Below are 21,836 nucleotides of genomic sequence, written 5' to 3'. Positions count from 1 at the left end.
ACACACGATGACTTTTCGCATGCCGCCCGAATGGGCGCCACAGGACTGGTTGTGGATCGGCTTTCCCCACGATCCCGAAGAATGGCCCGCGTCGCTGCCCCGCGCGCAGGAACAGATCGCCGCATTCGCCAGCGCCGTGGCGGAAAGCGGGCAGGAAACCCGCCTGCTGGTGCGGGATGCGGCCAATGCCGCGCGCGCGCGCGAACTGGTCAGCGCCAAGGTGATCGTTGAGCAGCGCGTCTATGGCGATATCTGGCTGCGCGATACCGGTCCGCTGGTGGTGCAGGACGCAGCCGGCGCGGCACGTGCGCGGCGTTTCGGCTTCAACGGCTGGGGCGAAAAATACCTGATGGACGGCGACCAGACCATCGGCGCCGAACTGGCGGGCGAAGCGGGGCTGGACGTGGATCTGGCGGACTGGATTCTCGAAGGCGGGGCCGTGGATGGCGATGGCACCGGGCTGGTCGCCACGACCGAGCAGTGCCTGCTCAACCCCAATCGCAATCCGCAGCTTTCGCGCGGCGAGATCGAAGCGCGTTTGGCGCGCGATCTGGGGTTTGACCGCGTGTTGTGGCTGGGCGACGGGCTGATCAACGATCACACCGATGGCCATGTCGACAATCTCGCCCGCTTTGTCGCGCCCAATACGCTGGCCCTGCCGGTGGCGACCGGCGCGGACGATCCCAATGCCACGATCTATGCCGACGCCCGCGCGCGGGCGACAGCATTCGGCGTGACAGTGCGCGATATGCCATCGCCCGGCCGGATCGAAACCGACGGGCGGATCGAACCGGCAAGCTACATGAACTTTACCATCACCAGCCACCTGGTGGTCGTGCCGACCTTTGGATCACCGCACGATGCCGATGGTGTCGCCGCCGTGGCCGCGCTGTTCCCCGATCGCGACACCATCGGCCTGCCGGGCGATGCAGTCCTTGCGGGCGGCGGTGGCTTCCATTGCGCCAGTCAGCAGATGCCGTCTGGCCCAGCCTGAGAGCGGTGCATTTAACGCTTTCCTAACCCCATGGTGCCACAGTGGTGCCATGGGGAAACAGGCCATCCTTGCCTTGCGATCGCTATCCGCGCTGGAACTGCTGCGCATGGCGATTGTCTGCGGCTGCGCCCTGGCGCTGATACTGGCCGGGCGCGCGCTGCCTTTCTGACAGGAACCGCCCGGCGGGGATCAGTCCCCCCTCGATGCCCCCAATATCCCGCGCATTTCGGGTGAACCAAGGGCCGCCCTGATCAACGCAGGTCCGGTGCGGTGGCCTCTTGCTGCAGCATGGCAATCGCATCGTCGAGGCTCATCATCTTCTGATGCTGTTCGCCCAAAGTGCGCACCGCCACGGTGCCTTCGTCCGCCTCGCGTTTGCCGACCACCAGCAGATGCGGGACTTTCGCCACCGAATGTTCACGCACCTTGTAGTTGATCTTCTCGTTACGCAGATCGGATTCCACCCGAATGCCTGCCGCGCGCAGTTTCGCGGTGACGTCTTTCGCATAGTCATCCGCATCGGACACGATCGTGGCGACCACGGCCTGCACCGGGGCCAGCCACACCGGCAGCTTGCCCGCGAAGTGTTCGATCAGAATGCCGATAAACCGTTCATAAGACCCGAAGATCGCGCGGTGCAGCATGACCGGGCGATGGCGGCCGCCATCTTCGGCAACATAGCTGGCGTCGAGCCGTTCGGGCAGCACGCGATCCGACTGGATCGTGCCGACCTGCCAGGTCCGGCCAATCGCATCGGTCAGGTGCCATTCCAGCTTGGGCGCATAGAAGGCCCCTTCGCCCGGCAGTTCTTCCCAGCCATAGTCCGCGCTCGCCAGACCGGCACGAACAACGGCATCGCGCAGTTCGGTTTCGGCCTGATCCCACATTTCTTCGGTGCCGAAGCGGTTTTCGGGGCGCAGCGCCAGCTTGATCGCGTAAGTGAAGCCGAAATCCTTATAAATCCGGTCCGCCAGTTCGCAGAAGGCCTGCACTTCGGCCACGATCTGATCTTCACGGCAGAAGATATGCGCATCGTCCTGCGTGAACTGGCGCACGCGCATCAGGCCATGCAGCGCCCCATGCGGTTCGTTGCGGTGGCAGCAGCCGTTTTCATAAATGCGCAGCGGCAGATCGCGGTAGGATTTGATGCCCTGCCGGAAAATCAGCACGTGCGCGGGGCAGTTCATCGGCTTCAGCGCCATCCATTCGGCATCGCCCGAAATGATCGGCCCTTCATCATCGACATTGGGCACTTCATCGGGGATCACGAACATGTTTTCGCGATATTTGCCCCAGTGGCCCGATTGTTCCCACTGGCGTGCATCCATCACCTGCGGGGTCTTCACTTCCTTGTAACCCGCCGCATCGATGGCACGGCGCATATAGGCTTCGAGTTCGCGCCAGATCACATAGCCCTTGGGATGCCAGAACACGCTGCCATGCGCTTCCTGCTGGAGATGGAACAGATCCATTTCCGTGCCCAGCTTGCGGTGGTCGCGCTTGGCCGCTTCTTCCAGCCGGTGCAGATGTTCGTCGAGCTGTTTCTTGTTAAGCCAGCCGGTGCCGTAAATGCGGCTGAGCATCGCGTTCTTCTGATCGCCACGCCAATAGGCGCCCGATACCCGCGTCAGCTTGAACGCCCTGGGATCAAGCTTGCCCGTGGAAGGCAAGTGCGGGCCACGGCACATGTCCAGCCAGTCATCGCCCGACCAGTACACGCTCAGCTCCTCACCCTCGGGCAGTTCGGCGGCCCATTCGGCCTTGAAGCTTTCCCCTTCGGCCTGCCAGCGCGCGATCAGATCCTCGCGGCTCCAGACTTCGCGGCGCAGCGGCTTGTTGGCGGCGATGATCGCGCGCATCTTTTCTTCGATCGCGGGCAGGTCTTCTTCGGTGAAAGGCCGGTCCTTCGGCGCAAAATCATAGTAGAATCCATCGTCGGTCGATGGGCCGAACGTGATTTGCGTACCGGGGAACAGTTCCTGCACCGCTTCGGCCAGAATATGGGCATAATCGTGCCGGGCCAGTTCCAGCGCATCAGCCTCGTCACGTGCGGTGACCAGTGCAAGCTGCGCATCGCCTGTGAAAGGTCTAGTCAAATCAACCAGTTCACCATCGATACGGGCGGCGAGGGCGGCCTTGGCCAGGCCCGGCCCGATCGCTGCGGCGACATCGGCAGGGGTCGATCCGGGCGCCATTTCGCGCACGGAACCATCGGGGAGGCTGATCTTGAGCAATTCTGACATGCAGCGCCCTTAGCCGGGGCAGCCCTTCGCCTCAACGCTCTTGTAGCACCGGGCGATTCCTCGCATGGACTGTGGCATGAACGACATCCTGTTCCACGATATGCCAGACGGGCGAAAAATCGCCTGTCGCTTTACCGCCGGGCCCGGCCCGGCACTGGTCTTTCTGCCCGGCTACATGTCCGACATGGCGGGCGGCAAGGCCACCGCCGTGTTCGACTGGGCGCGGGATCAGGGCCGTGCATGCCTGCTGCTCGACTATTCCGGCTGCGGCGAAAGCCCGGGCAGCTTTGCCGATGGCACGCTGTCGCGCTGGCGCGAGGAAGTGCTGGCGCTGATCGATGCCTACCTTCCGCAACAGCCGGTCGTGCTGATCGGATCGTCCATGGGCGGCTGGCTGATGCTGCTTGTCGGACGCATGCTGGGCAACCGGCTGGCAGGGCTTGTCGGCATTGCCGCCGCGCCCGATTTCACCCGCTGGGGCACGACGGAGGCGGACAAGGCGCGGCTCGCGGCCGGAGAAACCGTGTACGAGGACAACCCCTACGGCCCGGAACCAACGCCGACTCACGCCGGATTCTGGCAGGATGGCGAACAATCGCTGCAGCTCGAATCGGATATCCCGATCACGTGCCCGGTGCGCTTGCTGCATGGGCAGAATGACGCGGATGTGCCGTGGCACATCGCCTTGCGGCTGGCGGAACGCCTGCGTTCACCCGATGTGCAGGTCATTCTGGTCAAGGACGGCGAACATCGCTTCTCCCGCGAGTCCGACATCGATCTGATGCTGCGGACGATCGCGGCCCTGCCCGGAACTGCCCGCACATGATCATGTCCCTGCTTCTTCCGCTTCTGGCCCATACCGCAACGCCCGCGTTGACCCCGCCCGATGTGTCCGGCCTGCCGCCCACGGCATCCGACAGCCAGCCCGCCAAACGGCGGCGGCCCGCGCCCTCCGCTTCGAAGCCCACCGAAACGGTGGCCGCGCCGGCCCCGGATGCCACATCCGACCGGCTGCAGACCTGCCTCCATCAGGCGCAGTCCGATCCCGACAATGCGATCAAGACGGCGGGCGACTGGCTCTCCGAAAGCAAGGGCGGAGCGAAGGCCTTTGCCTATCAGTGCCTCGGCGCGGCGCTGGCCCAGCTCGGCAGCTGGCAGGAAGCTGAATATGCTTTCCAGCAGGGGCGTGAAGTCCTGCCGGTCACCGAAACCGTGCAACGGGCCCGCCTTGCCGCCATGGCGGGCAATGCCGCGCTTGCGGAAGAACGCTATGACGCGGCGCTCGCCTCGCTCGATCTCGCCAGCACCGGTGCGGTCAACAGCGGCGACAATGCCCTGATCGCAGGCATTGCCATCGATCGCGCCCGGGCACTTGCCAATCTTGGCCGCCTTGCCGAAACCGGCGAAGCGCTGGCCACCGCCCGGCAGGCTGGCCCCAACAATGCCGATGCCTGGCTGCTGTCGGCCACGTTGGCCCGCCGCGAAGGCAAACTGGCCGAAGCGCAAGGCTATATCGAAAAGGCCGCGGCGCTGCGCCCGGTGGATCTTGAAATCGGGCTGGAAGCAGGGGTCATCGCCATGCTGTCAGGCCGCGAAGATGCCGCGCGCAAGAGCTGGAAATCGGTGGTGGACGCCGATCCCGCCAGCCCCGAAGCCCAGATTGCGCAGTCCTATATTGCCCAGTTGGACAAACCATGATCCCGATTTCCATTCTCGATACTGTTCCCGTCAGCGAAGGCTGCACCCCGCGCGATGCCATGCTGGCCAGTGCTGCGCTGGCGCAGATCGCCGAAGAACAGGGCTATGCCCGGTTCTGGATCGCGGAACACCACGCGATGGACGGAATCGGCGGGGCGGCGACATCGGTCGTGCTGGCGCATATCGGCCATGCCACCCGCACAATCCGCATTGGATCGGGCGGAATCATGCTGCCCAATCACAATCCTTTCGTGATCGCGGAACAGTTCGGCACACTGGACGCGCTGTTTCCGGGGCGGATCGATCTGGGCCTTGGCCGGGCACCGGGCGCCGATGGGCGCATCGCCAATGCCATGCGCAAGAATATCGGTCAGGCGGCCGAATACTTCCCGCAGGACGTGATCGACCTGCGCACCTATTTCGAAGGCAAAGCGGACGTTGCGCTGAAGCCCAACCCCGGCTGGGGGGCGAATGTCGAAATGTGGATGCTCGGCTCCAGCCTGTTCGGCGCCCAACTGGCGGCGCAACTGGGCATGCCCTATGCTTTCGCCAGCCATTTCGCGCCTGATCACCTCGATGCGGCGCTGACGCTTTACCGCGACAGGTTCGTCCCGTCCGAACAGCTCGACCGCCCCCATGTCATGGCGGGGATGACGGTGTTCACGGCGGAAACCGATCGCGAAGCACAGATTCTCGCCAGTTCGCAGGAACAGATGTACGTGGCGCTGCGCACCGGGCAACCGGGCAAGATTCTCCCGCCGCTCCCCGATTACCGGGAAAGCCTGCCGATTCAAGCGCAGGCGATGCTGGCCCATGTCGGGCAGGCAGCAGCCGTCGGCAGCCCCGCCACCGTGCGCGCGGCCATCGGGCGCTTTCTCGAACGCACGCAAGCGGACGAACTGATTCTGTCAGGGGCAACTTTCGACCCGGCGGCACGGCGACATGGCCTCGTGCTGACGAAAGATGCGCTTTCGGGCTGATTACTTCCTGTACTTTCAGTCATGGCGCACCTTGGGGACTTGACGGCGCGCGGATTTACGCCAAGTCAACGCGCCATGGACAAGGCAGATATCGTCATCGTCGGCGCGGGTCATGGTGGGGCACAGGCCGCCATCGCGCTAAGGCAGAACAAGTTCGAAGGCTCGGTCATGATGATCGGCCGCGACAGCGAACCCCCTTACGAACGGCCACCCCTGTCCAAGGAATATTTCGCGCGCGAGAAGGAATTCGAACGGATCTATATCCGTCCGCCGCAGTTCTGGGCCGACAAGGATATCGACCTGCGTCTCAATTCCACGGTCACGGCAGTCGATCCGGCGGCGCATACACTTACGCTCGCGGATGGATCGACAGTCGAATATGGCAAGCTGATCTGGGCGACAGGCGGCGACCCGCGCCGTCTGCCGTTGCCAGGTGGCGATCTGGAAGGCGTTCACGGCGTGCGCGATCGCGCCGATGCCGATCGCATGATGGCCGAACTCGATGGCGGCGCCAAACGGATCGTGGTGATCGGCGGCGGCTATATCGGGCTGGAAGCCGCAGCCGTGCTGACCAAGCTGGGTTGCTCGGTCACCTTGCTGGAAGCCCTGCCCCGGGTTCTGGCCCGTGTTGCCGGTGAACAGCTTTCCGAATTCTATCAGAACGAACATCTCGGCAAAGGCGTCGATCTCCGCCTCGATGTCGCGATTGACAGCCTCGAAGGCGTAAGCGGCAAGGTGACCGGCGTGAAGCTGGCCAGCGGCGAAGTGCTGCCCGCCGACATGGTGGTTGTCGGAATCGGCATCGTGCCTGCGGTTGCGCCATTGATTGCCGCCGGCGCCGCCGGTGCCAACGGGGTGGATGTCGATCAGTTCTGCCGCACATCCCTGCCGGATATCTATGCGATCGGCGATTGCGCCGCCCATGCCAATGCTTTTGCCGACGGCGCGGTTATCCGGCTGGAATCGGTGCAGAACGCCAACGATATGGCCAATACCGCGGTCAAGGATATCCTCGGCGAACAGCATCCCTATCACGCGCTGCCGTGGTTCTGGTCGAACCAGTTCGATCTCAAGCTGCAGACCGCCGGGCTATCCATCGGGCATGACCAGACGGTGTTGCGCGGCGATCCGGCCACCCGCAGTTTCTCGGTGATCTATCTCAAGGGTGGCAAGGTCATCGCGCTCGACTGCGTCAATGCGGTCAAGGACTATGTGCAGGGCCGCAAGCTGGTGGAAGCTGGCGCCATACTCACGGCGGAGCAACTCGCCGATACCGGCACCCCGCTCAAGGAACTGCTGTAAGTTCCGCCAGCGCCCACGCGGCCGCTTCCGCCACCACGGGATCGGGATCGGCCACCAGCGCGGCAACGGGTGCAAGCAGGGCCTGATCGCCGCTGTTGCCTGCAGCGATCAGGCAATTGCGGACGAACCGGTCGCGCCCGATGCGTTTGATCGGCGAACCGGAAAACAGCGCGCGAAACCCGGCGTCGTCCAAAGTCAGAAGCTCTGCCAGCCGCGGCGCGGTCAATTCGGCGCGCGGCAGGAACGCGCGGTTGCGGGCCCCCACCTGGGCGAACTTGTTCCACGGGCAGGCCGCCAGACAATCGTCGCAACCATAGATGCGGTTGCCCATCGCCTTGCGGAATTCGCGGGGGATCGGCCCTTTCAGCTCGATCGTCAGGTAACTGATACAGCGCCGGGCATCGAGCTGATAGGGTGCGGGGAACGCCGCCGTGGGGCATGCCTGCTGGCACGCATCGCATGATCCGCAACGATCGTCGTGCGGCGCATCCGCCGGGAAATCGATCGTGCAATAGATCGCGCCGAGGAACAGCCAGCTGCCATGTGTGCGGCTTACCAGATTGGTATGTTTGCCCTGCCAGCCAAGCCCGGCCTGCGCCGCCAGCGGCTTTTCCATGACGGGCGCGGTATCGACGAACAGCTTGAGCCGGATCTCCCCCAACCCATCCTGCGCCGCTTCGGCGACCAGCCAGCGCGCCAACCGCTTGAGCGCCTTTTTCATGACATCGTGATAATCCGCGCCCTGCGCATAAGTGGATATGCGCGCACGATCGGGCACGCCGTCCAGGGCCATCGGGTCTATCGCCGGGGCATAGCTCATCCCCAGGGCGATCACGCTGCGTGCTTCGGGCCACATGGCGGCCGGGCCACGCCGGACATCCGCGCGATCGGCCATCCACCCCATATCGCCGTGCGCTCCATCTGCGAGCCACGCATCCAGCCGTTGCCCGCGCAAAGCATCGTCCACCGCCGGGGCGAACCCGATCGCGACGAAGCCTTGCCGCCGCGCCTCGGCGATAAACCGATCCTTCAGAGCATTAGTGGCGGTATTGTTAACCAAACTTCCTGTATCTCCCCTTCATTCCCCGGCGATATCGGACAAAGGATGAAAATGGAGCTAGGCGAACAGTTTGCCGTGGGCAACACACAGCGTCCACTGGCGATCGAGGCACGGGGGCTGGTCAAGCGTTTCGGCGACACGCTGGCCGTGGACGGGGTGGATATCGCGGTCCCCGAAGGGGCGATATACGGCATTCTCGGGCCGAACGGCGCTGGCAAGACCACCACCTTGCGCATGCTGTTGGGGATTATCGATCCCGACGCCGGGGTGCGCCGCGTGTTCGGCCATGATCGCCCGCACGAAATCGCCCGGCTGATCGGCTATCTCCCTGAAGAACGCGGGCTTTACCCGACGATGAAAGCCAGTGAAGCGATCGCTTTCATGGGGGCGCTGCGGGGGCTTCCTCTGAAAGAAGGGCGCCTGCGCGGGCGCGAACTGCTCGAACGCCATGGCCTGGGCCATGCCGCTGACAAGCAGATACGCCACTTGTCCAAAGGGATGGCCCAGACGGTGCAACTGCTCGGATCGCTGGTGCACCGGCCCCGACTGGTGGTGTTCGATGAACCTTTTTCCGGTCTCGACGCGCTGAATCAGGGCAAGCTGGAACGGATGATTCGCGGCCTTGCGGACGATGGCACCACCGTGATTTTCTCCACCCACGTGATCGCTCATGCCGAACGTCTGTGCGAAGGCATTGCCATCATTGCCGGGGGCAAAGTGCCGTTTGCCGGGGATGTCGATGTGGCGCGCGACCGCATCCCGCCACAGGTCCGGCTGGAAACGCGCGTGTCTGACGGCCCGTGGCGCCGGGCGCTGCCTGCCGATGCACGCGCCGAATCGAAGCCGGGCGGCAGCACCTTCTGGAACTTCTCGCTGCCCGCCAGCGGGGTCGAACCGCTGCTGCGCGCCCTGATCGAAGGCGATGCAGGGATTCTCTCGCTCTCCATCGAACGCGCTGGCCTCCACGATGCCTTCGTCGCCATTGCTGGCGAAGCGGCGGCCCGTGCGCTCGAATCCGATGGCGAGGAAGGAGACGCACAATGAACCCGGCCCGTCTTTCGCTGTTTCAGGCGGCTTTCGTTATCGCCTGGCGCGATTTCGTGGCGGTCCTGTTCAGCCGCGCCTTCTTCTTCTTCCTGCTCGGCCCGCTGTTTCCGGTGATTGTCGGGGCCATGGCCGGCTCTATCGGGGTTCGTGTCGCACAGACGGAAGGGCCCGTAATCGGGATCGCCATGTCCGCGCCCGATCGCGATGCCCTGATCGCCGCGCATGAACGGCTCGCGCCCCGGCTAGGCGGAAATCTGCCCGCCATGCGCCCGGTCAACGGCGCGGCCGCCGATCCCGGCACGGAACTGACCCGCCCCGGCGCGAACTGGGCTGCCATTATCAGCGGTACACTCAGCCAGCCGGTGCTGACCGGGCCGGGTGATGCCATCGACCACTGGCAGGGACCGATCTCGCTGCTGGCGGCCGAAGCAATCGCGGGCAACGCCCGGGAATTCCCGACCGTCACCCTGTCGGCCATCGCAACCAGTGGCGCCAAGGAAAACAGTGGCCGCCTGCGCACGGCACAGGCCGCGCAAACCTTGCTGTTCCTGCTGACCATGCTGTTGGCGGGCATGGTGCTATCCAATCTCGTGGAAGAAAAAGGCAACAAGGTCATTGAGATTCTTGCCGCCGCCATTCCGATGGATGCAGTGTTTCTCGGCAAACTCTTTGCCATGCTGGGGGTTTCTCTGGTCGGTATCGCGGTGTGGACGGCGGTGGGTGGCGCGCTGTTCGCGCTGGCCGGACACAGCCTTCCCGCCCTTCCCGTCCCCGCGGTCGGCTGGCCCCGCTTTCTGCTGCTGGGTGTCGCCTATTTCGGTATGGCCTATCTGCTGCTGGGCTCGATCTTCCTTGCGATCGGGGCGATGGCGGCCACCGTGCGCGACGTGCAAACGCTTTCGATGCCGGTCACCATGCTGCAACTGATCGTGTTCTTCTTTGCCAGCTACGCCCTGACCCAGCCCGACGGACCGGTGGAATGGGCCGCTATCGCATTTCCCCTCAGTTCACCGTTCGCCATGCTGGCTCGCGCCGCCCGCGAACCTGCGTTGTGGCCGCATATCGCGGCGTTGCTGTGGCAGGCATTGGCCGTGGGTATATTCGTCCGCACAGGCGCCGCGATGTTCCGGCGGCGGGTAATGAAATCGGCGGGCGCCCGCGGGAAACGCGGTGGGCTGGGTTCTGCGCTGCGAAACCTGTTCGCCCGCACCCCTGATGAGGCCCAACCCGCTGATAAAGTTAGCGCCCAGCCGCGCTGATGCGCGCCTAGGCTGGGACGAAGCGTATCAGCCCCACCCCGCGCCCATCGTCTGGCCGGCGTGTGGCCCTGTGCCCGGCGACGCCAGAAGAGCACGATGGCCGGGCCGGGCTCTCCACCCGGCCCCACCACAAACCCTCTCACGCGTCGAAGGTTAATCCATTGAACTGCGAGGAATTGTGGGCCCGAACCGCATTACCCTGCTGCAAGACCCCCACCAGTCGGGCCAGTTCTTCGAACCGAAAAGTGTGGTCCAGCACCAGCCCATAGGCATTGCGTCCCCGCCAGCGAATACGGCCAGTCAACGAAGGCAATTGTTCCGCATTAATCCGAACAACCTGATCAATCGCGAGGCGCGCGGTGCAATCGATCCGCATTCCGTATTGCGAGAGATTACGGATCGTCACATCGGCAATGCGCCCGTCCAACGTGCTCAATTCCGCAGGAAGCTGGATCTCCAACCGTACCGGTCGTTTGGGGTAAGCACTCGCCCCACCGATCAACTCCGGCAGTTCCACCGGATTCCTGAAACGGAAACCGGCGTGGCCATCACGTTCCCAGACCACTTCCATCGCATGACAATCGCCATTAGGCAGTTCCAGCGTGAAGTCCTTACCCGGTGGCAAGGCATGAAAAATCTGCGCCCTCACCCCGCCGACGGATGCATCCCGCAGGATACACATATATTCGCCATTCGGTGCGATCAATTTTGCTGCGCGTATCAAAAGAGTAAATCGCGCATCGCGACGATTATCCATTGTTGGAATATCGTCAGTATTCTCAGACCCGCTCAGCGGTTGTTCTGCCCCCGTCAAATTGGCCTACTCCAATTGCCCGTCCAGTCACCCGGCCAGCACCCGTTACTTATCGGGGCATACCATCCAACTCCTAAAGTATAACTAATGTCGCCGATGGGAAATTTATTTTTACAAGAATGCCAGAAAAGTTTCCTAAAATTACCGCGATCTCTCACAATAATCCCGCATCAACAATGACTTAAGCGTCAAAAACCTTCCCCGGATTCATGATACCGGCCGGATCGATCGCACGTTTGATCGCCCGCATGACATCGACGGCTTCACCATGTTCTTCAATCAGATATCCCTTCTTCCCCATGCCTATGCCGTGTTCGCCAGTACAGGTTCCGCCATGGGCCAGGGCCAGTTCCACAATCTGTTCCGACAGCGCCTTCACTTTCGCCACTTCGTCGGCAGATTCAGGATCGAACACCAGCACGACGTGAAAATTGCCATCGCCAACATGGCCTACGATCGGTCCGATCAGGCCGCTCGCATCGACAGCCGCGCGGGTCTGCGTAATGCATTCACACAGGCGTGAGATCGGCACGCAGACATCGGTCGATATGGCCGTACCACCCGGACGCAACGCCATATCCGCATAGAGCGCCTTGTGTCGCGCCTCCCACAGTGCGGTGCGCTCTTCGGTATTGGTCGTCCAGCGGAACCCATCGCCCCCCTGTGCCGCGGCGATCTCGCCAAACTGGGTGGACTGTTCCGCCACCCCTGCCGGTGTCCCGTGAAATTCCAGGAACAGTGTCGGGCGTTCGGCCAGCTTCGTACCGGAATACTGGTTGACGGCCCGAATCTGCAATTCATCCACCAGCTCGATCCGCGCAACGGGAATGCCAAGCTGGATCGTCTGGATCACCGTATCCACGGCCCCGCGCAGCGTTTCGAATTCGCAGACGCCGGAAGAAATGGCTTCAGGCTGACCATAAAGGCGCACCGTCACTTCGGTAATAATGCCCAGCGTCCCTTCCGAACCGACAAACAGCCCTGTCAGGTCATAACCTGCCGACGATTTTCGCGCCCGCCCACCCGTGTGGATAATGCGCCCGTCCGGCAGAACCACGGTCAGCCCAAGGACATTCTGACGCATGGTGCCATAACGCACGGCGTTGGTCCCGGATGCGCGTGTTGCCGCCATCCCGCCGATTGTTGCATCGGCGCCGGGATCGATCGGAAAAAACAGCCCGGTGTGACGCAGTTCCTCGTTCAACTGCTTGCGTGTCACCCCCGGCTCAACCGTGCAGTCGAGATCTTCTTCGCTGACGCGCAACAGGTGGTTCATCTGCGACAGATCGATGCAGACACCGCCGTGCAGTGCGAGAAAATGCCCTTCGAGCGAGGTTCCGACACCGTAGGGAATGATGGGAATCTGGTGTGCTGCGCAATGCCTGACCGCCGCGGCCACTTCCTCGGTCGAATGCGGATAGATGACCGCATCCGGCAACATTGCGGGAAAGAACGTTTCCGCCCTGCCATGATGTTCCCGCACGGCGTGCCGGTCACTGAAGCGGTCACCAAACATCGCGCGCAGCCCATCCAACGCAAGGCCTGTTGTCGCCGCTACTTCGCCCATCATCTGTCCTTCCAAACACCCTGGCCGTCCATCAGCGCTGACAATTCATACGCTGCGGCTGGGCGCACTATGGGTACCGCATCGGGCCCGGCTGTACACGGATAATGACCGCGACAGATCCGGTCTCATTGCGTTGATTTTCGTGCCGATATGTCCGGTGATAATGGGGCAAGCACCGCAACCCTGTGGTGCGGGCGGCGGGACTCGAACCCGCACGTCCAAAGGACAGGGGATTTTAAGTCCCCGGCGTCTACCATTCCGCCACGCCCGCGCCATTGATTGCCTTCCGGCAACGCCCGGCTAGCCCGCCACGGGCAGCATCGCAATGTCAAAACCGGCAGGGTGACAAACTGCGCTATCGCGAATGCCGCCCTCGCGAGGAGAAAAGACGAAAAACAGCCATACCGGCGAACAGACCCACCAGAAAAATCGTCGCATCGGCTGGCAACAGCGCCAGCATGGCGAAAGCCGGGCCCGGGCATATACCCGCAATACCCCAGCCCACCCCGAAGAGCGCAGCGCCAGCAACAAGACGCAAGTCGATATCTTTCCGCGTTGGCAGAACGAACTTCTCTGCCAGCAACGGGCGGAGCAGCCTGCGCTGCATGCGCCAGGCCAGCATCATGACTGCCACAGCTGCCGCCATCACGAACACCAGTGTCGGATCCCAGCGCCCGCCAACATCGAGAAAACCGCGCACCCGAACGGGGTTTGTCATCCCTGACACCGCCAGTCCGGCACCGAACAGGATACCCGTCAACAGCGCAAGAACAGCCCGCATCATCCGGCAACCTTCAGCATATCCAATACGGCCACGGTCACCATACCGGTACAGATGAAGACGATTGTCGCGACAATAGAACGCGCCGAGAGACGCCCTATACCACACACCCCATGTCCGCTGGTGCATCCCGAGCCGAGACGCGTGCCCAACCCCACCAGAACACCTGCGACCAGAAGGTAAGGCCAATCGGCAACCGCCCCTAGGCCAAGCCCCGTGAGCGCATATACCAACCCTGCCCCAAGAGGCAGGCCAAGGATGAACAGCACCGCCATGCCGCGCGGCGGGCCATCGTCAGCAAGGCCAAAGGCCCTTGCCGCAAGGCCCGATACACCGGCGATGCGCCCCAGTCCGATAAGCACGAGCGCGGCGGCGAGGCCAATAAGCGCCCCGCCCGCCAGACCCGCTGCCGGATCAGCCCCCGGAAAACCCGGCAAGGTCGACCACGCAGGGGCCAGCGTCATTTGGGGATGAGCCGCAAAGCGCGATAGCGTTGGTTAGTCGGTGTTGAGCCGATCACGGATTTCCTTACCCGCCTTGAAGTACGGCACCCGTTTGGCCGGAACATCCACGGATGTGCCGGTACGCGGATTGCGCCCCTTGCGGGCATCGCGATCCCGTATCGAAAACGCACCAAATCCACGCAATTCCACACGGCCCCCTTCGGCCAGCCGCTGGGATATTTCATCGAAGAAGATATGGACAACCTGTTCCACCTCTTCCGCCCTCAACTCCGGATTATCCCGGGCAAGGGATTCCACCAATTCAGATCTGATCATCGCAATCCTCCACGACTGCGTATCCTGACCGAAGCCGGACCCTGGCGCCCAGCCTCGCATCACACCATCGATCACAGCACTGCGACCGGGGCCGGAGACTGCCAGACAGGAGCGAAAATCGCAATTGTTTCGCGAGATTTATTTTTACTATCGCAATATTGCTTGCCGCTTGCGCAATAACACGCGTGCCGGCGCTGTACTTTCGTACAGCGTCATACCGGAAAAACGCAAAAAAGTGCGGAAACAGGCCTGTGTAGAGCCAATTTATGCGAGACGCTTACACAGGCGCAGAGAGGTCTGATAATTCCATTGCACTGCTCGTTTCTCCTTCCAGAGAACGGCCTGCAGTAACTATGCACAACCGTATCCGTGGTGGGCAACGCATTGAACGCTCGCGTTGTTTGCGATTACAGCGCAGAAGAGGCAGATAAATATCGCCAGGAACAGACGAAAAAGGGGAACCGATGAAAGACATCTCCAGCTGGAACGAGGGTGACTGGATCGCGGCGATCGCCGCTGCCGCCCTGTTTGCTGTTCTTGCCATCGGTGGGCTGATCGCAACGCGCAACAGCGAAGAAGTGGTTGGCCATCCGCGCGGTTTGTTCGTCCTGTTCTATGCGGAAATGTGGGAACGGTTTTCCTATTACGGGATGCGCGCGCTGCTCATCCTTTACCTGACGAAGTTCTGGCTGTTTTCGGACGGCAAATCGAACCTTATCTACGGCGCCTATACCAGTCTGGTCTATATCACCCCGGTGCTTGGCGGCTATCTCGCCGATCGCTGGCTTGGGCAACGCAAGGCCGTGCTGTTCGGTGGCATCGTGCTGGCGCTGGGCCATCTTTTCATGGCCTACGAAGGCATGCATGGGGCAACCGATCCGCTGATCAAACAAGCCGATCCGGCAATCAACGTCTTCTGGCTGGCGTTGGCGCTGATCATTGTCGGTTCGGGCTTCCTCAAAGCGAATATTTCCGTGATCGTTGGCCAGCTCTATCGCATGACGGATACCCGCCGCGATGCCGCCTATACGATCTTCTACATGGGCGTGAACACCGGTGCGGCGCTGGGCACGATCCTGGTCGGCTATCTGGGCGAAACCATCGGCTGGGCATGGGGCTTCGGCCTCGCCGGGATCGGCATGGTTTTCGGCCTCATCATTTTCGTTGTGGGCAAGGCCGCGCTGAAGGGGCAGGGCGAACCGCCGGTGCCGCTGGCGCCCGTACGTGAAATAACGCTCTACGCCACCGGCGCGGCCGCTGTTGTCGTGATCTGGCTGCTGATCCAGTATCAGGGCGTCATCCAGAACCTGTTGATCGTCTGCGGCATCGCCATGCTGGGCTACACACTTTACGAGGCGCTCAAGCTGCCCAAGGAACCGCGCGAACGCATGTTTGCGATCCTGTTTCTGATCGCGCTGAACCCGATTTTCTGGGGCCTGTTCGAACAGGCCGGCGGCAGCCTCAGCCTCTATACGGACCGGTTCGTGGACCGGCAGGGTGTACCGACCAGCCTGTTCCAGTCGATCAACCCGATTTACATCGTCATTCTTGGGCCCGTTTTTGCAGCCTTGTGGGCCTATCTCGGCAAGCGCGGACTGGAACCGTCAGCGCCGGCGAAATTCGGGCTGGCGCTGGTGCAGGTTGGCCTGTCCTTCCTCGTCTTTGTCTGGGGCGCACGGGCGGTGGGCATGGACGCGATGACGCCGGTCATCTTCGTCTTCCTCATCTATCTGCTGGCCACCACGGGCGAGCTTTGCCTTTCCCCTGTAGGCCTGTCCGCCATGACCCGTCTGGCGCCGCTCCATCTCGGCAGCTTCATCATGGGCGCATGGTTTTACATGAGCGCGGTGGGCAATTTCGTGGCGGGCAAGATCGGCGAGGCGACCGGCGGCGAAAGCGGCGAAATGTCGAAGGAACTGACCTTGTCGATATACAACCAGATTGGCTGGATCACGATCGGCGTCGCGGTGGTGGTGCTCCTGCTGTCCCCGATCGTCAAACGCTGGATGCACGTCGATACGCTGGGTGATCGCAATGTCGATAACGACCTCCTGGGGCAGGAAGAAATCGGTGAGCCGCAAGCTGCGGGCATCCGGCCGCAAACCGGCCCCAACCCCTGACATAAAGGCGCATCGTCATCGCGGTGGGAGAAGGCATGAAGGATCCTGCGCTGACATCCCTGCTGGCCGCGTGCATCAGCTTTGTTGGCAGCCACTTCGTGCTGTCACACCCCTTGCGCGCTCCGCTGATTGGCAAGCTGGGCGAAAAGGGCTTCCTCGGTCTCTATTCGCTGGTCAGCCTTGCCACCTTTGCATGGATGGTCCTGGCTTTTCGCGCAGCCTGGGGCACCGGGGCGCCCCTGTGGAACGGCATGGCGGATCTCCCCTGGGCCATCGCCAGTGCGATCACGTTGGTGGCGCTGGTGCTGTTCATCGGATCGCTGCGGGGTAATCCCGCCTTGCCTGACACGCCCGCCGCCACAGTTTCCGCCGCCAAAGTACACGGCGTGTTCGCGATCACGCGTCATCCGATGATGTGGGGTTTCGCGCTTTGGGGCTTCGCTCACATCCTTGTCATGCCTACTGCGCGGTCCTTCGTGCTTGCCGGTGCAATCATCGTGCTCGCCCTGCTGGGCGCGCACCTGCAGGATCGCAAGAAAGCGGCCGCCCTGGGCACGGCCTGGAACAACTGGACCGCGCAGACCAGTTATTGGCCGCGTTGGTCGCGGCTGCCCGCAGCCGGGATCGGCTTATGGTTGGTGGCGCTGATTCTGTGGCTTGGCATAACCTGGCTGCACAAGCCCGCGAACGGGTTCGCAGCAGGCATCTGGCACTGGCTCTGAACGGTTGGGCAGGCCCGTCAGGCCCGGGCTTCTTCCACACCCGCACTGTTATGGCGCAGCGCCTTCAGCACCGTGTCGACGATCTGCGGCGCGTTCAATCCCGCCTCGTCATACTGGCGGTCGGGGGTGTCGTGATCCTGAAACACGTCGGGCAAACGCATGGTGCGGATTTTCAGGCCGGTATCGGTCAGACCTTCATCGCTCGCCAATGTCAGGACATGCGCACCCAGCCCGCCGATGCTGCCCTCCTCGATCGTCACAACCACTTCGTGGGTTGCGATCAGGCGGCGGATCAGTTCTGAATCGAGCGGCTTGGCGAAGCGCAGATCGGCAACGGTGGTCGACAATCCCTTCGCATCCAGTTGATCTGCCGCCTTGAGGCTTTCGGCAAGGCGCGTCCCCAGAGAAAGCAACGCCACCTTGCTGCCTTCGCGCACGATCCGGCCCTTGCCGACCGGCAGCAGTTCCGGCGTTTCAGGCAGGGGCACGCCCGTCCCCGCCCCGCGCGGATAGCGAAAGGCAATCGGCCCCTGATCATATTCGGCGGCGGTGTAGGTCATATGGACCAGTTCCGCTTCGTCCGCAGGGGCCATCACCACCATATTCGGCAGTGTGGCAAGATAGGTTATGTCAAAACTGCCAGCGTGCGTCGCCCCATCCGCACCGACAAGTCCGGCACGATCGATCGCAAAGCGCACCGGCAGGTTCTGGATGCAGACATCGTGCACCACCTGATCGAACGCGCGCTGCAGGAACGTGGAATAGATCGCCGCAAACGGACGCATGCCTTCTGCCGCAAGGCCTGCAGCGAAAGTTACGGCATGCTGTTCCGCAATCCCCACATCGAAGGCGCGGTCGGGATGCGCGCGGGCAAATTTATCCACCCCGGTGCCCGACGGCATCGCTGCGGTAATCGCACAGATACGCGGATCGCTGTCCGCCAGCCGGGCCAGCGTTTCGCCGAACACATTCTGATAGGCGGGAGGGCCACCGGTGCTTTTCTTCTGTTCGCCCGTGATAACGTCGAACTTCTGGACGCCGTGATACTTGTCTTCCGCCGCTTCGGCAGGGGCGTAACCCTTGCCCTTCTGCGTCACCACATGGACGAGAATCGGCCCTTCCGCCGCATCGCGGACATTCTGCAGCACCGGGATCAGGGCATCGAGATCGTGCCCGTCAATCGGCCCCACGTAATAGAAGCCCAATTCTTCGAACAGGGTGCCGCCCATCGCCATGCCACGGGCGAATTCATCGGTCTTGCGCGCGGCAACATGCAGGGGTCGGGGCAGGCGGCGGGCAAACTTCTTCGCCAGTTCCCGCAGGCCCAGGAACCGCCCGCTGGAGACCAGCCGGGCGAGATAGGCGGAAAGTCCACCGACCGGCGGAGCGATCGACATATCGTTGTCGTTGAGAATAACGACCAGCCGGTTGCCTGCCTGTTCGGCGTTGTTCATCGCTTCGTAGGCCATGCCCGCGCTCATCGCGCCATCGCCGATCACCGCGATCCCCTTGCCGGGTTTTCCCGCCATTTTGTTGGCAATGGCAAATCCCAGCGCCGCCGAAATGGAAGTGGAGGAATGCGCCGTTCCGAACGGATCGTATTCGCTTTCGCTGCGCTTTGTGAACCCGGACAGCCCACCGCCCTGACGAATCGTACGAATCCGGTCACGCCGGCCGGTGATGATCTTGTGGGGGTAGGCCTGATGGCCAACGTCCCAGACCACGCGGTCTTCCGGCGTATTGAACACATAGTGCAACGCGACCGTCAGTTCGACAACGCCCAGACCAGAGCCGAGATGGCCGCCCGTCTGGCCGACAGCCGCGATCATTTCCGCGCGCAGTTCCGCCGCGAACTGGCGCAGTTGTGACGGCTCGAGCTTCCGCAAATCCGCTGGAATCAGAACGCGATCAAGCAAGGGGGTGGCCGGGTTATCGGTCATCGCCGGGCGCTTACACTGCAAAACCCTGCCTGTCGATGAACAGTAACCGGCAGAAAATTATACTGCGCAGGCATTGCACAGCCCGCGCAATTCCACCACCGGTCGGACATCCGCAAAGCCGGCCTGCTGGCCCGCCTTGCGCAGGGCGCCGGTCAGCCCATCGTCATCCACATGGATCGCCTGTCCGCATTTATCGCAGATCAGGAAAATGCAATCATGGCGGCATCCCGGATGCACATTGGCCAGATAGGCGTTCGCGCTTTCAATCCGGTTGGCCAGATTGGTGCGCACGAACAGGTCGAGAATGCGATAGACGCTGTTGGCCGCCACCCGTTTCCCGCGCAGGGCGGAAAGCTGTTCCGCAACATCATAGGCCGAGGCGGGTTTTTCCGCCGTTGCCAGCGCCCGGAACACGTCCGCACGCATATCGGTCCACTGTTCGCCCGCATTGGTCAGAACCGCGCGCGCGGCATCGACCAGCCCGTCGCCCGATATTTCACTGTGATGATGATGCCCAGCCATAAGACCAACATAGGCATGCATGGCCGCAGGGGCAATCAACCGCTGACAAAGACCATACGGCAAAAGGGGCCATGCTGGCGGCGGCGAGCAAAGAAGGCCAGACATGCCCTCACCCCGCGTCAGACGGCGGCCGCGCCCGCCGCGTTGAGGAAATGGAGGAGAACAATCACCGCACCGGCGCCGAAGCCGAATGCGAAATTGCGATATACATCGTCTTTAACCCGGATCATGGCAATCAATCCGTCTGCTGTTTTTCCAAAAGGCGTGCCGCACCAGATGCACTGGCGCGGCTTGCCCTTGCCTGAACTCGCCGGAAGGCAGGCGTTCACCTGCCCTCTAGTGGCCCAGATCTGAAGTTCGCAGCATGGTCAGGCACGCGCTGAGCGCATTTCAAATCCACCACACTAGCGATCAGTGGCGGAAATGGCGCATCCCGGTGAAGACCATGGCAAGGCCGGCTTCGTCGGCGGCCTTGATCACTTCCTCGTCACGGATGGAACCGCCCGGCTGGATCACTGCGGTGGCACCAGCCTCGACCGCCGCGAGCAAGCCGTCGGCAAACGGGAAGAACGCATCGGATGCAACCGCGCTGCCCACGGTGCGCGGTGCGGCCCAGTCGTGCTGTTCAGCCGCTTCGCGCGCCTTGATTGCAGCGATGCGGGCGCTGTCACGGCGGTTCATCTGACCCGCGCCGATCCCGGCCGTGGCCCCATCCTTCACATAAACGATCGCGTTCGACTTCACATGCTTGGCGACGGTCCAGGCGAACAGGCAATCCTGCAGTTCCTGTTCGGTCGGCGCGCGCTTCGTCACGACCTTGAGCATATCGGGGGTGATGTGCCCGTTATCGCGATCCTGCACCAGCAGGCCACCTGCGATCACCACTTGGTTGACGCCCGCCCGCAACGGATCGGGCAGCCCATCGGTGATCATCAGACGCAGATTCTTCTTGCGGGCGAAAGCCGCGCGTGCCGCGTCGTCTGCCCCGGGGGCAACCACCACTTCGGTGAAGATTTCGCAGATCGCTTCGGCTGTCGGCCCGTCAAGCGGCACGTTGGTGGCGACAATGCCACCAAATGCCGAGACGGAATCGCACGCCAGCGCATCGTTCCACGCGTCCAGCAGGGTGCCGCGTTGCGCGACGCCGCACGGGTTGGCATGCTTCACGATCACCACCGCCGGATCGCCGCCTGCGAATTCCGCCGCCAGTTCGAGCGCGGCGTTGGCATCGTTATAATTGTTGTAGGACAGTTCCTTGCCCTGCACCTGTTCCGCCTGCGCAACGCCGCTGCCGAACGGGGTTTCAGGCACGTAAAGCGCGGCTTCCTGATGCGGATTTTCGCCATAGCGCAAAGTCGTGACCAGACGGCTGGCCATTGTGCGGCGTTCGGGGAATTTTTCCCCCTGATCGACTTTCGCAAACCATTGGCTGATCGCCGAATCGTAGGCCGCTGTTGCAGCAAAGGCTTTTGCCGCCAGCTTCTTGCGGAATTCCAGCGTGGTCGCCCCGCCCTTATCGGCCAGTTGGCCAAGCAGCGTGGCATAATCGGCCGGATCGGTGACAATCGCCACAAACGCGTGATTCTTGGCGGCAGAACGCACCATCGACGGCCCGCCAATATCGATATTCTCGATCACTTCATCGCGTTCCGCGCCCTTGGCCACGGTCTGCTGGAACGGGTAGAGATTGACCACCACGAGATCGATCGCCCCAATGGCGTGATCGGCCATGGCCTTGGCATGGTCCGCATTATCGCGCACCGCCAGCAGGCCGCCATGGACCATCGGGTGCAGCGTTTTGACACGGCCATCCATCATTTCGGGAAAACCGGTGATGTCGGACACGTCCTTCACGTCCAGCCCGGCATCGCGCAGCGCCTTGGCTGTGCCGCCAGTGGACACCAGTTCGACCCCGAGTCGGGCCAGTTCCCGCCCCAGTTCGACCAAGCCGCTTTTGTCGGACACCGAAAGCAGTGCCCGCTTAATCTGAATTTCCGCCATTGCGGTA

At 62.6% G+C, this 21,836-nt stretch carries 20 protein-coding genes and 1 tRNA gene; 10 read left to right on the top strand and 11 right to left on the bottom strand.

Annotation, left to right across the window (positions count from 1 at the left end; translation table 11 throughout):
• The first annotated feature begins 7 nt into the window (after window positions 1-7).
• Window positions 8-994: an agmatine deiminase family protein gene (locus tag EGO55_RS09440; RefSeq protein ID WP_021689665.1), complete on the top strand. Its 987-nt coding sequence runs from the start codon at window positions 8-10 to the stop codon at window positions 992-994.
• A 251-nt stretch (window positions 995-1,245) separates the two neighbouring features.
• Here EGO55_RS09440 and thrS read toward each other — a convergent pair whose 3' ends face one another.
• Complete coding sequence (gene thrS / locus EGO55_RS09435; RefSeq protein ID WP_021689666.1) at window positions 1,246-3,237, bottom strand: threonine--tRNA ligase; 1,992 nt, start codon at window positions 3,235-3,237, stop codon at window positions 1,246-1,248.
• A gap of 76 nt (window positions 3,238-3,313) precedes the next feature.
• Between thrS and EGO55_RS09430 the strand changes: the two genes are divergently transcribed.
• From EGO55_RS09430 to EGO55_RS09415, 4 genes are all read left to right on the top strand, one after another.
• A complete protein-coding gene (locus EGO55_RS09430) occupies window positions 3,314-4,063 on the top strand; it encodes an alpha/beta hydrolase (protein ID WP_021689667.1) in 750 nt (249 codons plus the stop codon).
• A 2-nt stretch (window positions 4,064-4,065) separates the two neighbouring features.
• The gene (locus tag EGO55_RS09425; protein ID WP_040715399.1) at window positions 4,066-4,935 is read left to right on the top strand and encodes a tetratricopeptide repeat protein; all 870 of its coding nucleotides are present in this window, start codon (window positions 4,066-4,068) and stop codon (window positions 4,933-4,935) included.
• Window positions 4,932-5,915, top strand: coding sequence for an LLM class flavin-dependent oxidoreductase (locus tag EGO55_RS09420; RefSeq protein WP_021689669.1), 984 nt, complete (start codon window positions 4,932-4,934; stop codon window positions 5,913-5,915). Before EGO55_RS09425 ends, EGO55_RS09420 begins: the two co-directional genes overlap by 4 nt.
• A gap of 75 nt (window positions 5,916-5,990) precedes the next feature.
• Window positions 5,991-7,217 carry an NAD(P)/FAD-dependent oxidoreductase gene (locus EGO55_RS09415; RefSeq protein ID WP_021689670.1) on the top strand — a complete coding sequence of 409 codons (1,227 nt, stop codon included), beginning with the start codon at window positions 5,991-5,993 and terminating at the stop codon, window positions 7,215-7,217.
• On the opposite strand, the gene queG is transcribed toward EGO55_RS09415, so the two are convergent.
• Window positions 7,201-8,277, bottom strand: a complete 1,077-nt coding sequence (gene queG, locus EGO55_RS09410; protein WP_021689671.1) for a tRNA epoxyqueuosine(34) reductase QueG — start codon at window positions 8,275-8,277, stop codon at window positions 7,201-7,203. The two genes, EGO55_RS09415 and queG, sit on opposite strands and share 17 nt — an antisense overlap.
• 45 nt (window positions 8,278-8,322) lie before the next feature.
• Here queG and EGO55_RS09405 point away from each other — a divergent pair, with 45 nt between their 5' ends.
• The gene (locus tag EGO55_RS09405; RefSeq protein ID WP_052023646.1) at window positions 8,323-9,321 is read left to right on the top strand and encodes an ABC transporter ATP-binding protein; all 999 of its coding nucleotides are present in this window, start codon (window positions 8,323-8,325) and stop codon (window positions 9,319-9,321) included.
• Complete coding sequence (locus EGO55_RS09400) at window positions 9,318-10,583, top strand: ABC transporter permease (RefSeq protein ID WP_021689673.1); 1,266 nt, start codon at window positions 9,318-9,320, stop codon at window positions 10,581-10,583. Before EGO55_RS09405 ends, EGO55_RS09400 begins: the two co-directional genes overlap by 4 nt.
• A 139-nt stretch (window positions 10,584-10,722) precedes the next feature.
• On the opposite strand, the gene EGO55_RS09395 is transcribed toward EGO55_RS09400, so the two are convergent.
• The 6 genes from EGO55_RS09395 to EGO55_RS09370 form a co-directional block, all read right to left on the bottom strand.
• Complete coding sequence (locus tag EGO55_RS09395; protein WP_052023647.1) at window positions 10,723-11,340, bottom strand: PilZ domain-containing protein; 618 nt, start codon at window positions 11,338-11,340, stop codon at window positions 10,723-10,725.
• Between the two features lie 238 nt (window positions 11,341-11,578).
• Window positions 11,579-12,967, bottom strand: coding sequence for an FAD-binding oxidoreductase (locus EGO55_RS09390; protein WP_021689675.1), 1,389 nt, complete (start codon window positions 12,965-12,967; stop codon window positions 11,579-11,581).
• 183 nt (window positions 12,968-13,150) lie between these two features.
• Window positions 13,151-13,235: transfer RNA gene (locus EGO55_RS09385), tRNA-Leu, on the bottom strand.
• Window positions 13,236-13,319: 84 nt separating this feature from the next.
• Entirely contained in the window at window positions 13,320-13,748 is a 429-nt protein-coding gene (locus EGO55_RS09380; RefSeq protein WP_021689676.1) for a DUF6691 family protein, read from the bottom strand.
• Window positions 13,745-14,209: a YeeE/YedE family protein gene (locus EGO55_RS09375; RefSeq protein ID WP_021689677.1), complete on the bottom strand. Its 465-nt coding sequence runs from the start codon at window positions 14,207-14,209 to the stop codon at window positions 13,745-13,747. The genes EGO55_RS09380 and EGO55_RS09375 overlap by 4 nt, the downstream gene beginning before the upstream one ends.
• Window positions 14,210-14,242: 33 nt before the next feature.
• Window positions 14,243-14,524 (bottom strand): integration host factor subunit beta, encoded by a 282-nt coding sequence (locus EGO55_RS09370; protein WP_021689678.1) that lies wholly within the window; start codon window positions 14,522-14,524, stop codon window positions 14,243-14,245.
• Window positions 14,525-14,988: 464 nt separating this feature from the next.
• Here EGO55_RS09370 and EGO55_RS09365 point away from each other — a divergent pair, with 464 nt between their 5' ends.
• Together EGO55_RS09365 and EGO55_RS09360 are read left to right on the top strand one after the other, a co-directional pair.
• Window positions 14,989-16,644: a peptide MFS transporter gene (locus EGO55_RS09365; protein ID WP_021689679.1), complete on the top strand. Its 1,656-nt coding sequence runs from the start codon at window positions 14,989-14,991 to the stop codon at window positions 16,642-16,644.
• Window positions 16,645-16,679: 35 nt separating this feature from the next.
• Complete coding sequence (locus EGO55_RS09360) at window positions 16,680-17,366, top strand: NnrU family protein (protein ID WP_021689680.1); 687 nt, start codon at window positions 16,680-16,682, stop codon at window positions 17,364-17,366.
• A gap of 17 nt (window positions 17,367-17,383) precedes the next feature.
• On the opposite strand, the gene dxs is transcribed toward EGO55_RS09360, so the two are convergent.
• Both dxs and EGO55_RS09350 read right to left on the bottom strand, forming a co-directional pair.
• Window positions 17,384-19,306 (bottom strand): 1-deoxy-D-xylulose-5-phosphate synthase, encoded by a 1,923-nt coding sequence (gene dxs / locus EGO55_RS09355; protein WP_021689681.1) that lies wholly within the window; start codon window positions 19,304-19,306, stop codon window positions 17,384-17,386.
• A 57-nt stretch (window positions 19,307-19,363) separates the two neighbouring features.
• Window positions 19,364-19,828 (bottom strand): Fur family transcriptional regulator, encoded by a 465-nt coding sequence (locus EGO55_RS09350; protein ID WP_040715410.1) that lies wholly within the window; start codon window positions 19,826-19,828, stop codon window positions 19,364-19,366.
• A 71-nt stretch (window positions 19,829-19,899) separates the two neighbouring features.
• Between EGO55_RS09350 and EGO55_RS09345 the strand changes: the two genes are divergently transcribed.
• Window positions 19,900-20,133: a hypothetical protein gene (locus EGO55_RS09345; protein WP_021689683.1), complete on the top strand. Its 234-nt coding sequence runs from the start codon at window positions 19,900-19,902 to the stop codon at window positions 20,131-20,133.
• Window positions 20,134-20,239: 106 nt separating this feature from the next.
• Here EGO55_RS09345 and purH read toward each other — a convergent pair whose 3' ends face one another.
• Window positions 20,240-21,829 carry a bifunctional phosphoribosylaminoimidazolecarboxamide formyltransferase/IMP cyclohydrolase gene (gene purH, locus EGO55_RS09340; protein ID WP_021689684.1) on the bottom strand — a complete coding sequence of 530 codons (1,590 nt, stop codon included), beginning with the start codon at window positions 21,827-21,829 and terminating at the stop codon, window positions 20,240-20,242.
• Window positions 21,830-21,836: the final 7 nt, after the last annotated feature.

It is taken from the genome of Caenibius tardaugens NBRC 16725 (assembly GCF_003860345.1).
Taxonomy (GTDB): Bacteria; Pseudomonadota; Alphaproteobacteria; order Sphingomonadales; family Sphingomonadaceae; genus Caenibius; species Caenibius tardaugens.
The sequence above is the reverse complement of the archived record's forward strand: the minus strand, read 5'-3'. Positions and strand labels throughout refer to the sequence as shown.

Bases quoted from the DNA above. Each gene is read 5' to 3' on its own strand.
- EGO55_RS09360 (WP_021689680.1), top strand. From the start codon at position 16,680: ATGAAGGATCCTGCGCTGACATCCCTGCTGGCCGCGTGCATCAGCTTT.
- EGO55_RS09440 (WP_021689665.1), top strand. From the start codon at position 8: ATGACTTTTCGCATGCCGCCCGAATGGGCGCCACAGGACTGGTTGTGG.
- EGO55_RS09345 (WP_021689683.1), top strand. From the start codon at position 19,900: ATGCTGGCGGCGGCGAGCAAAGAAGGCCAGACATGCCCTCACCCCGCG.
- EGO55_RS09365 (WP_021689679.1), top strand. From the start codon at position 14,989: ATGAAAGACATCTCCAGCTGGAACGAGGGTGACTGGATCGCGGCGATC.
- purH (WP_021689684.1), bottom strand. From the start codon at position 21,829: ATGGCGGAAATTCAGATTAAGCGGGCACTGCTTTCGGTGTCCGACAAA.
- thrS (WP_021689666.1), bottom strand. From the start codon at position 3,237: ATGTCAGAATTGCTCAAGATCAGCCTCCCCGATGGTTCCGTGCGCGAA.
- EGO55_RS09405 (WP_052023646.1), top strand. From the start codon at position 8,323: ATGAAAATGGAGCTAGGCGAACAGTTTGCCGTGGGCAACACACAGCGT.
- EGO55_RS09380 (WP_021689676.1), bottom strand. From the start codon at position 13,748: ATGATGCGGGCTGTTCTTGCGCTGTTGACGGGTATCCTGTTCGGTGCC.
- EGO55_RS09395 (WP_052023647.1), bottom strand. From the start codon at position 11,340: ATGGATAATCGTCGCGATGCGCGATTTACTCTTTTGATACGCGCAGCA.
- EGO55_RS09390 (WP_021689675.1), bottom strand. From the start codon at position 12,967: ATGATGGGCGAAGTAGCGGCGACAACAGGCCTTGCGTTGGATGGGCTG.
- EGO55_RS09430 (WP_021689667.1), top strand. From the start codon at position 3,314: ATGAACGACATCCTGTTCCACGATATGCCAGACGGGCGAAAAATCGCC.
- EGO55_RS09370 (WP_021689678.1), bottom strand. From the start codon at position 14,524: ATGATCAGATCTGAATTGGTGGAATCCCTTGCCCGGGATAATCCGGAG.
- dxs (WP_021689681.1), bottom strand. From the start codon at position 19,306: ATGACCGATAACCCGGCCACCCCCTTGCTTGATCGCGTTCTGATTCCA.
- EGO55_RS09425 (WP_040715399.1), top strand. From the start codon at position 4,066: ATGTCCCTGCTTCTTCCGCTTCTGGCCCATACCGCAACGCCCGCGTTG.
- EGO55_RS09375 (WP_021689677.1), bottom strand. From the start codon at position 14,209: ATGACGCTGGCCCCTGCGTGGTCGACCTTGCCGGGTTTTCCGGGGGCT.
- EGO55_RS09415 (WP_021689670.1), top strand. From the start codon at position 5,991: ATGGACAAGGCAGATATCGTCATCGTCGGCGCGGGTCATGGTGGGGCA.
- EGO55_RS09350 (WP_040715410.1), bottom strand. From the start codon at position 19,828: ATGGCTGGGCATCATCATCACAGTGAAATATCGGGCGACGGGCTGGTC.
- EGO55_RS09420 (WP_021689669.1), top strand. From the start codon at position 4,932: ATGATCCCGATTTCCATTCTCGATACTGTTCCCGTCAGCGAAGGCTGC.
- EGO55_RS09400 (WP_021689673.1), top strand. From the start codon at position 9,318: ATGAACCCGGCCCGTCTTTCGCTGTTTCAGGCGGCTTTCGTTATCGCC.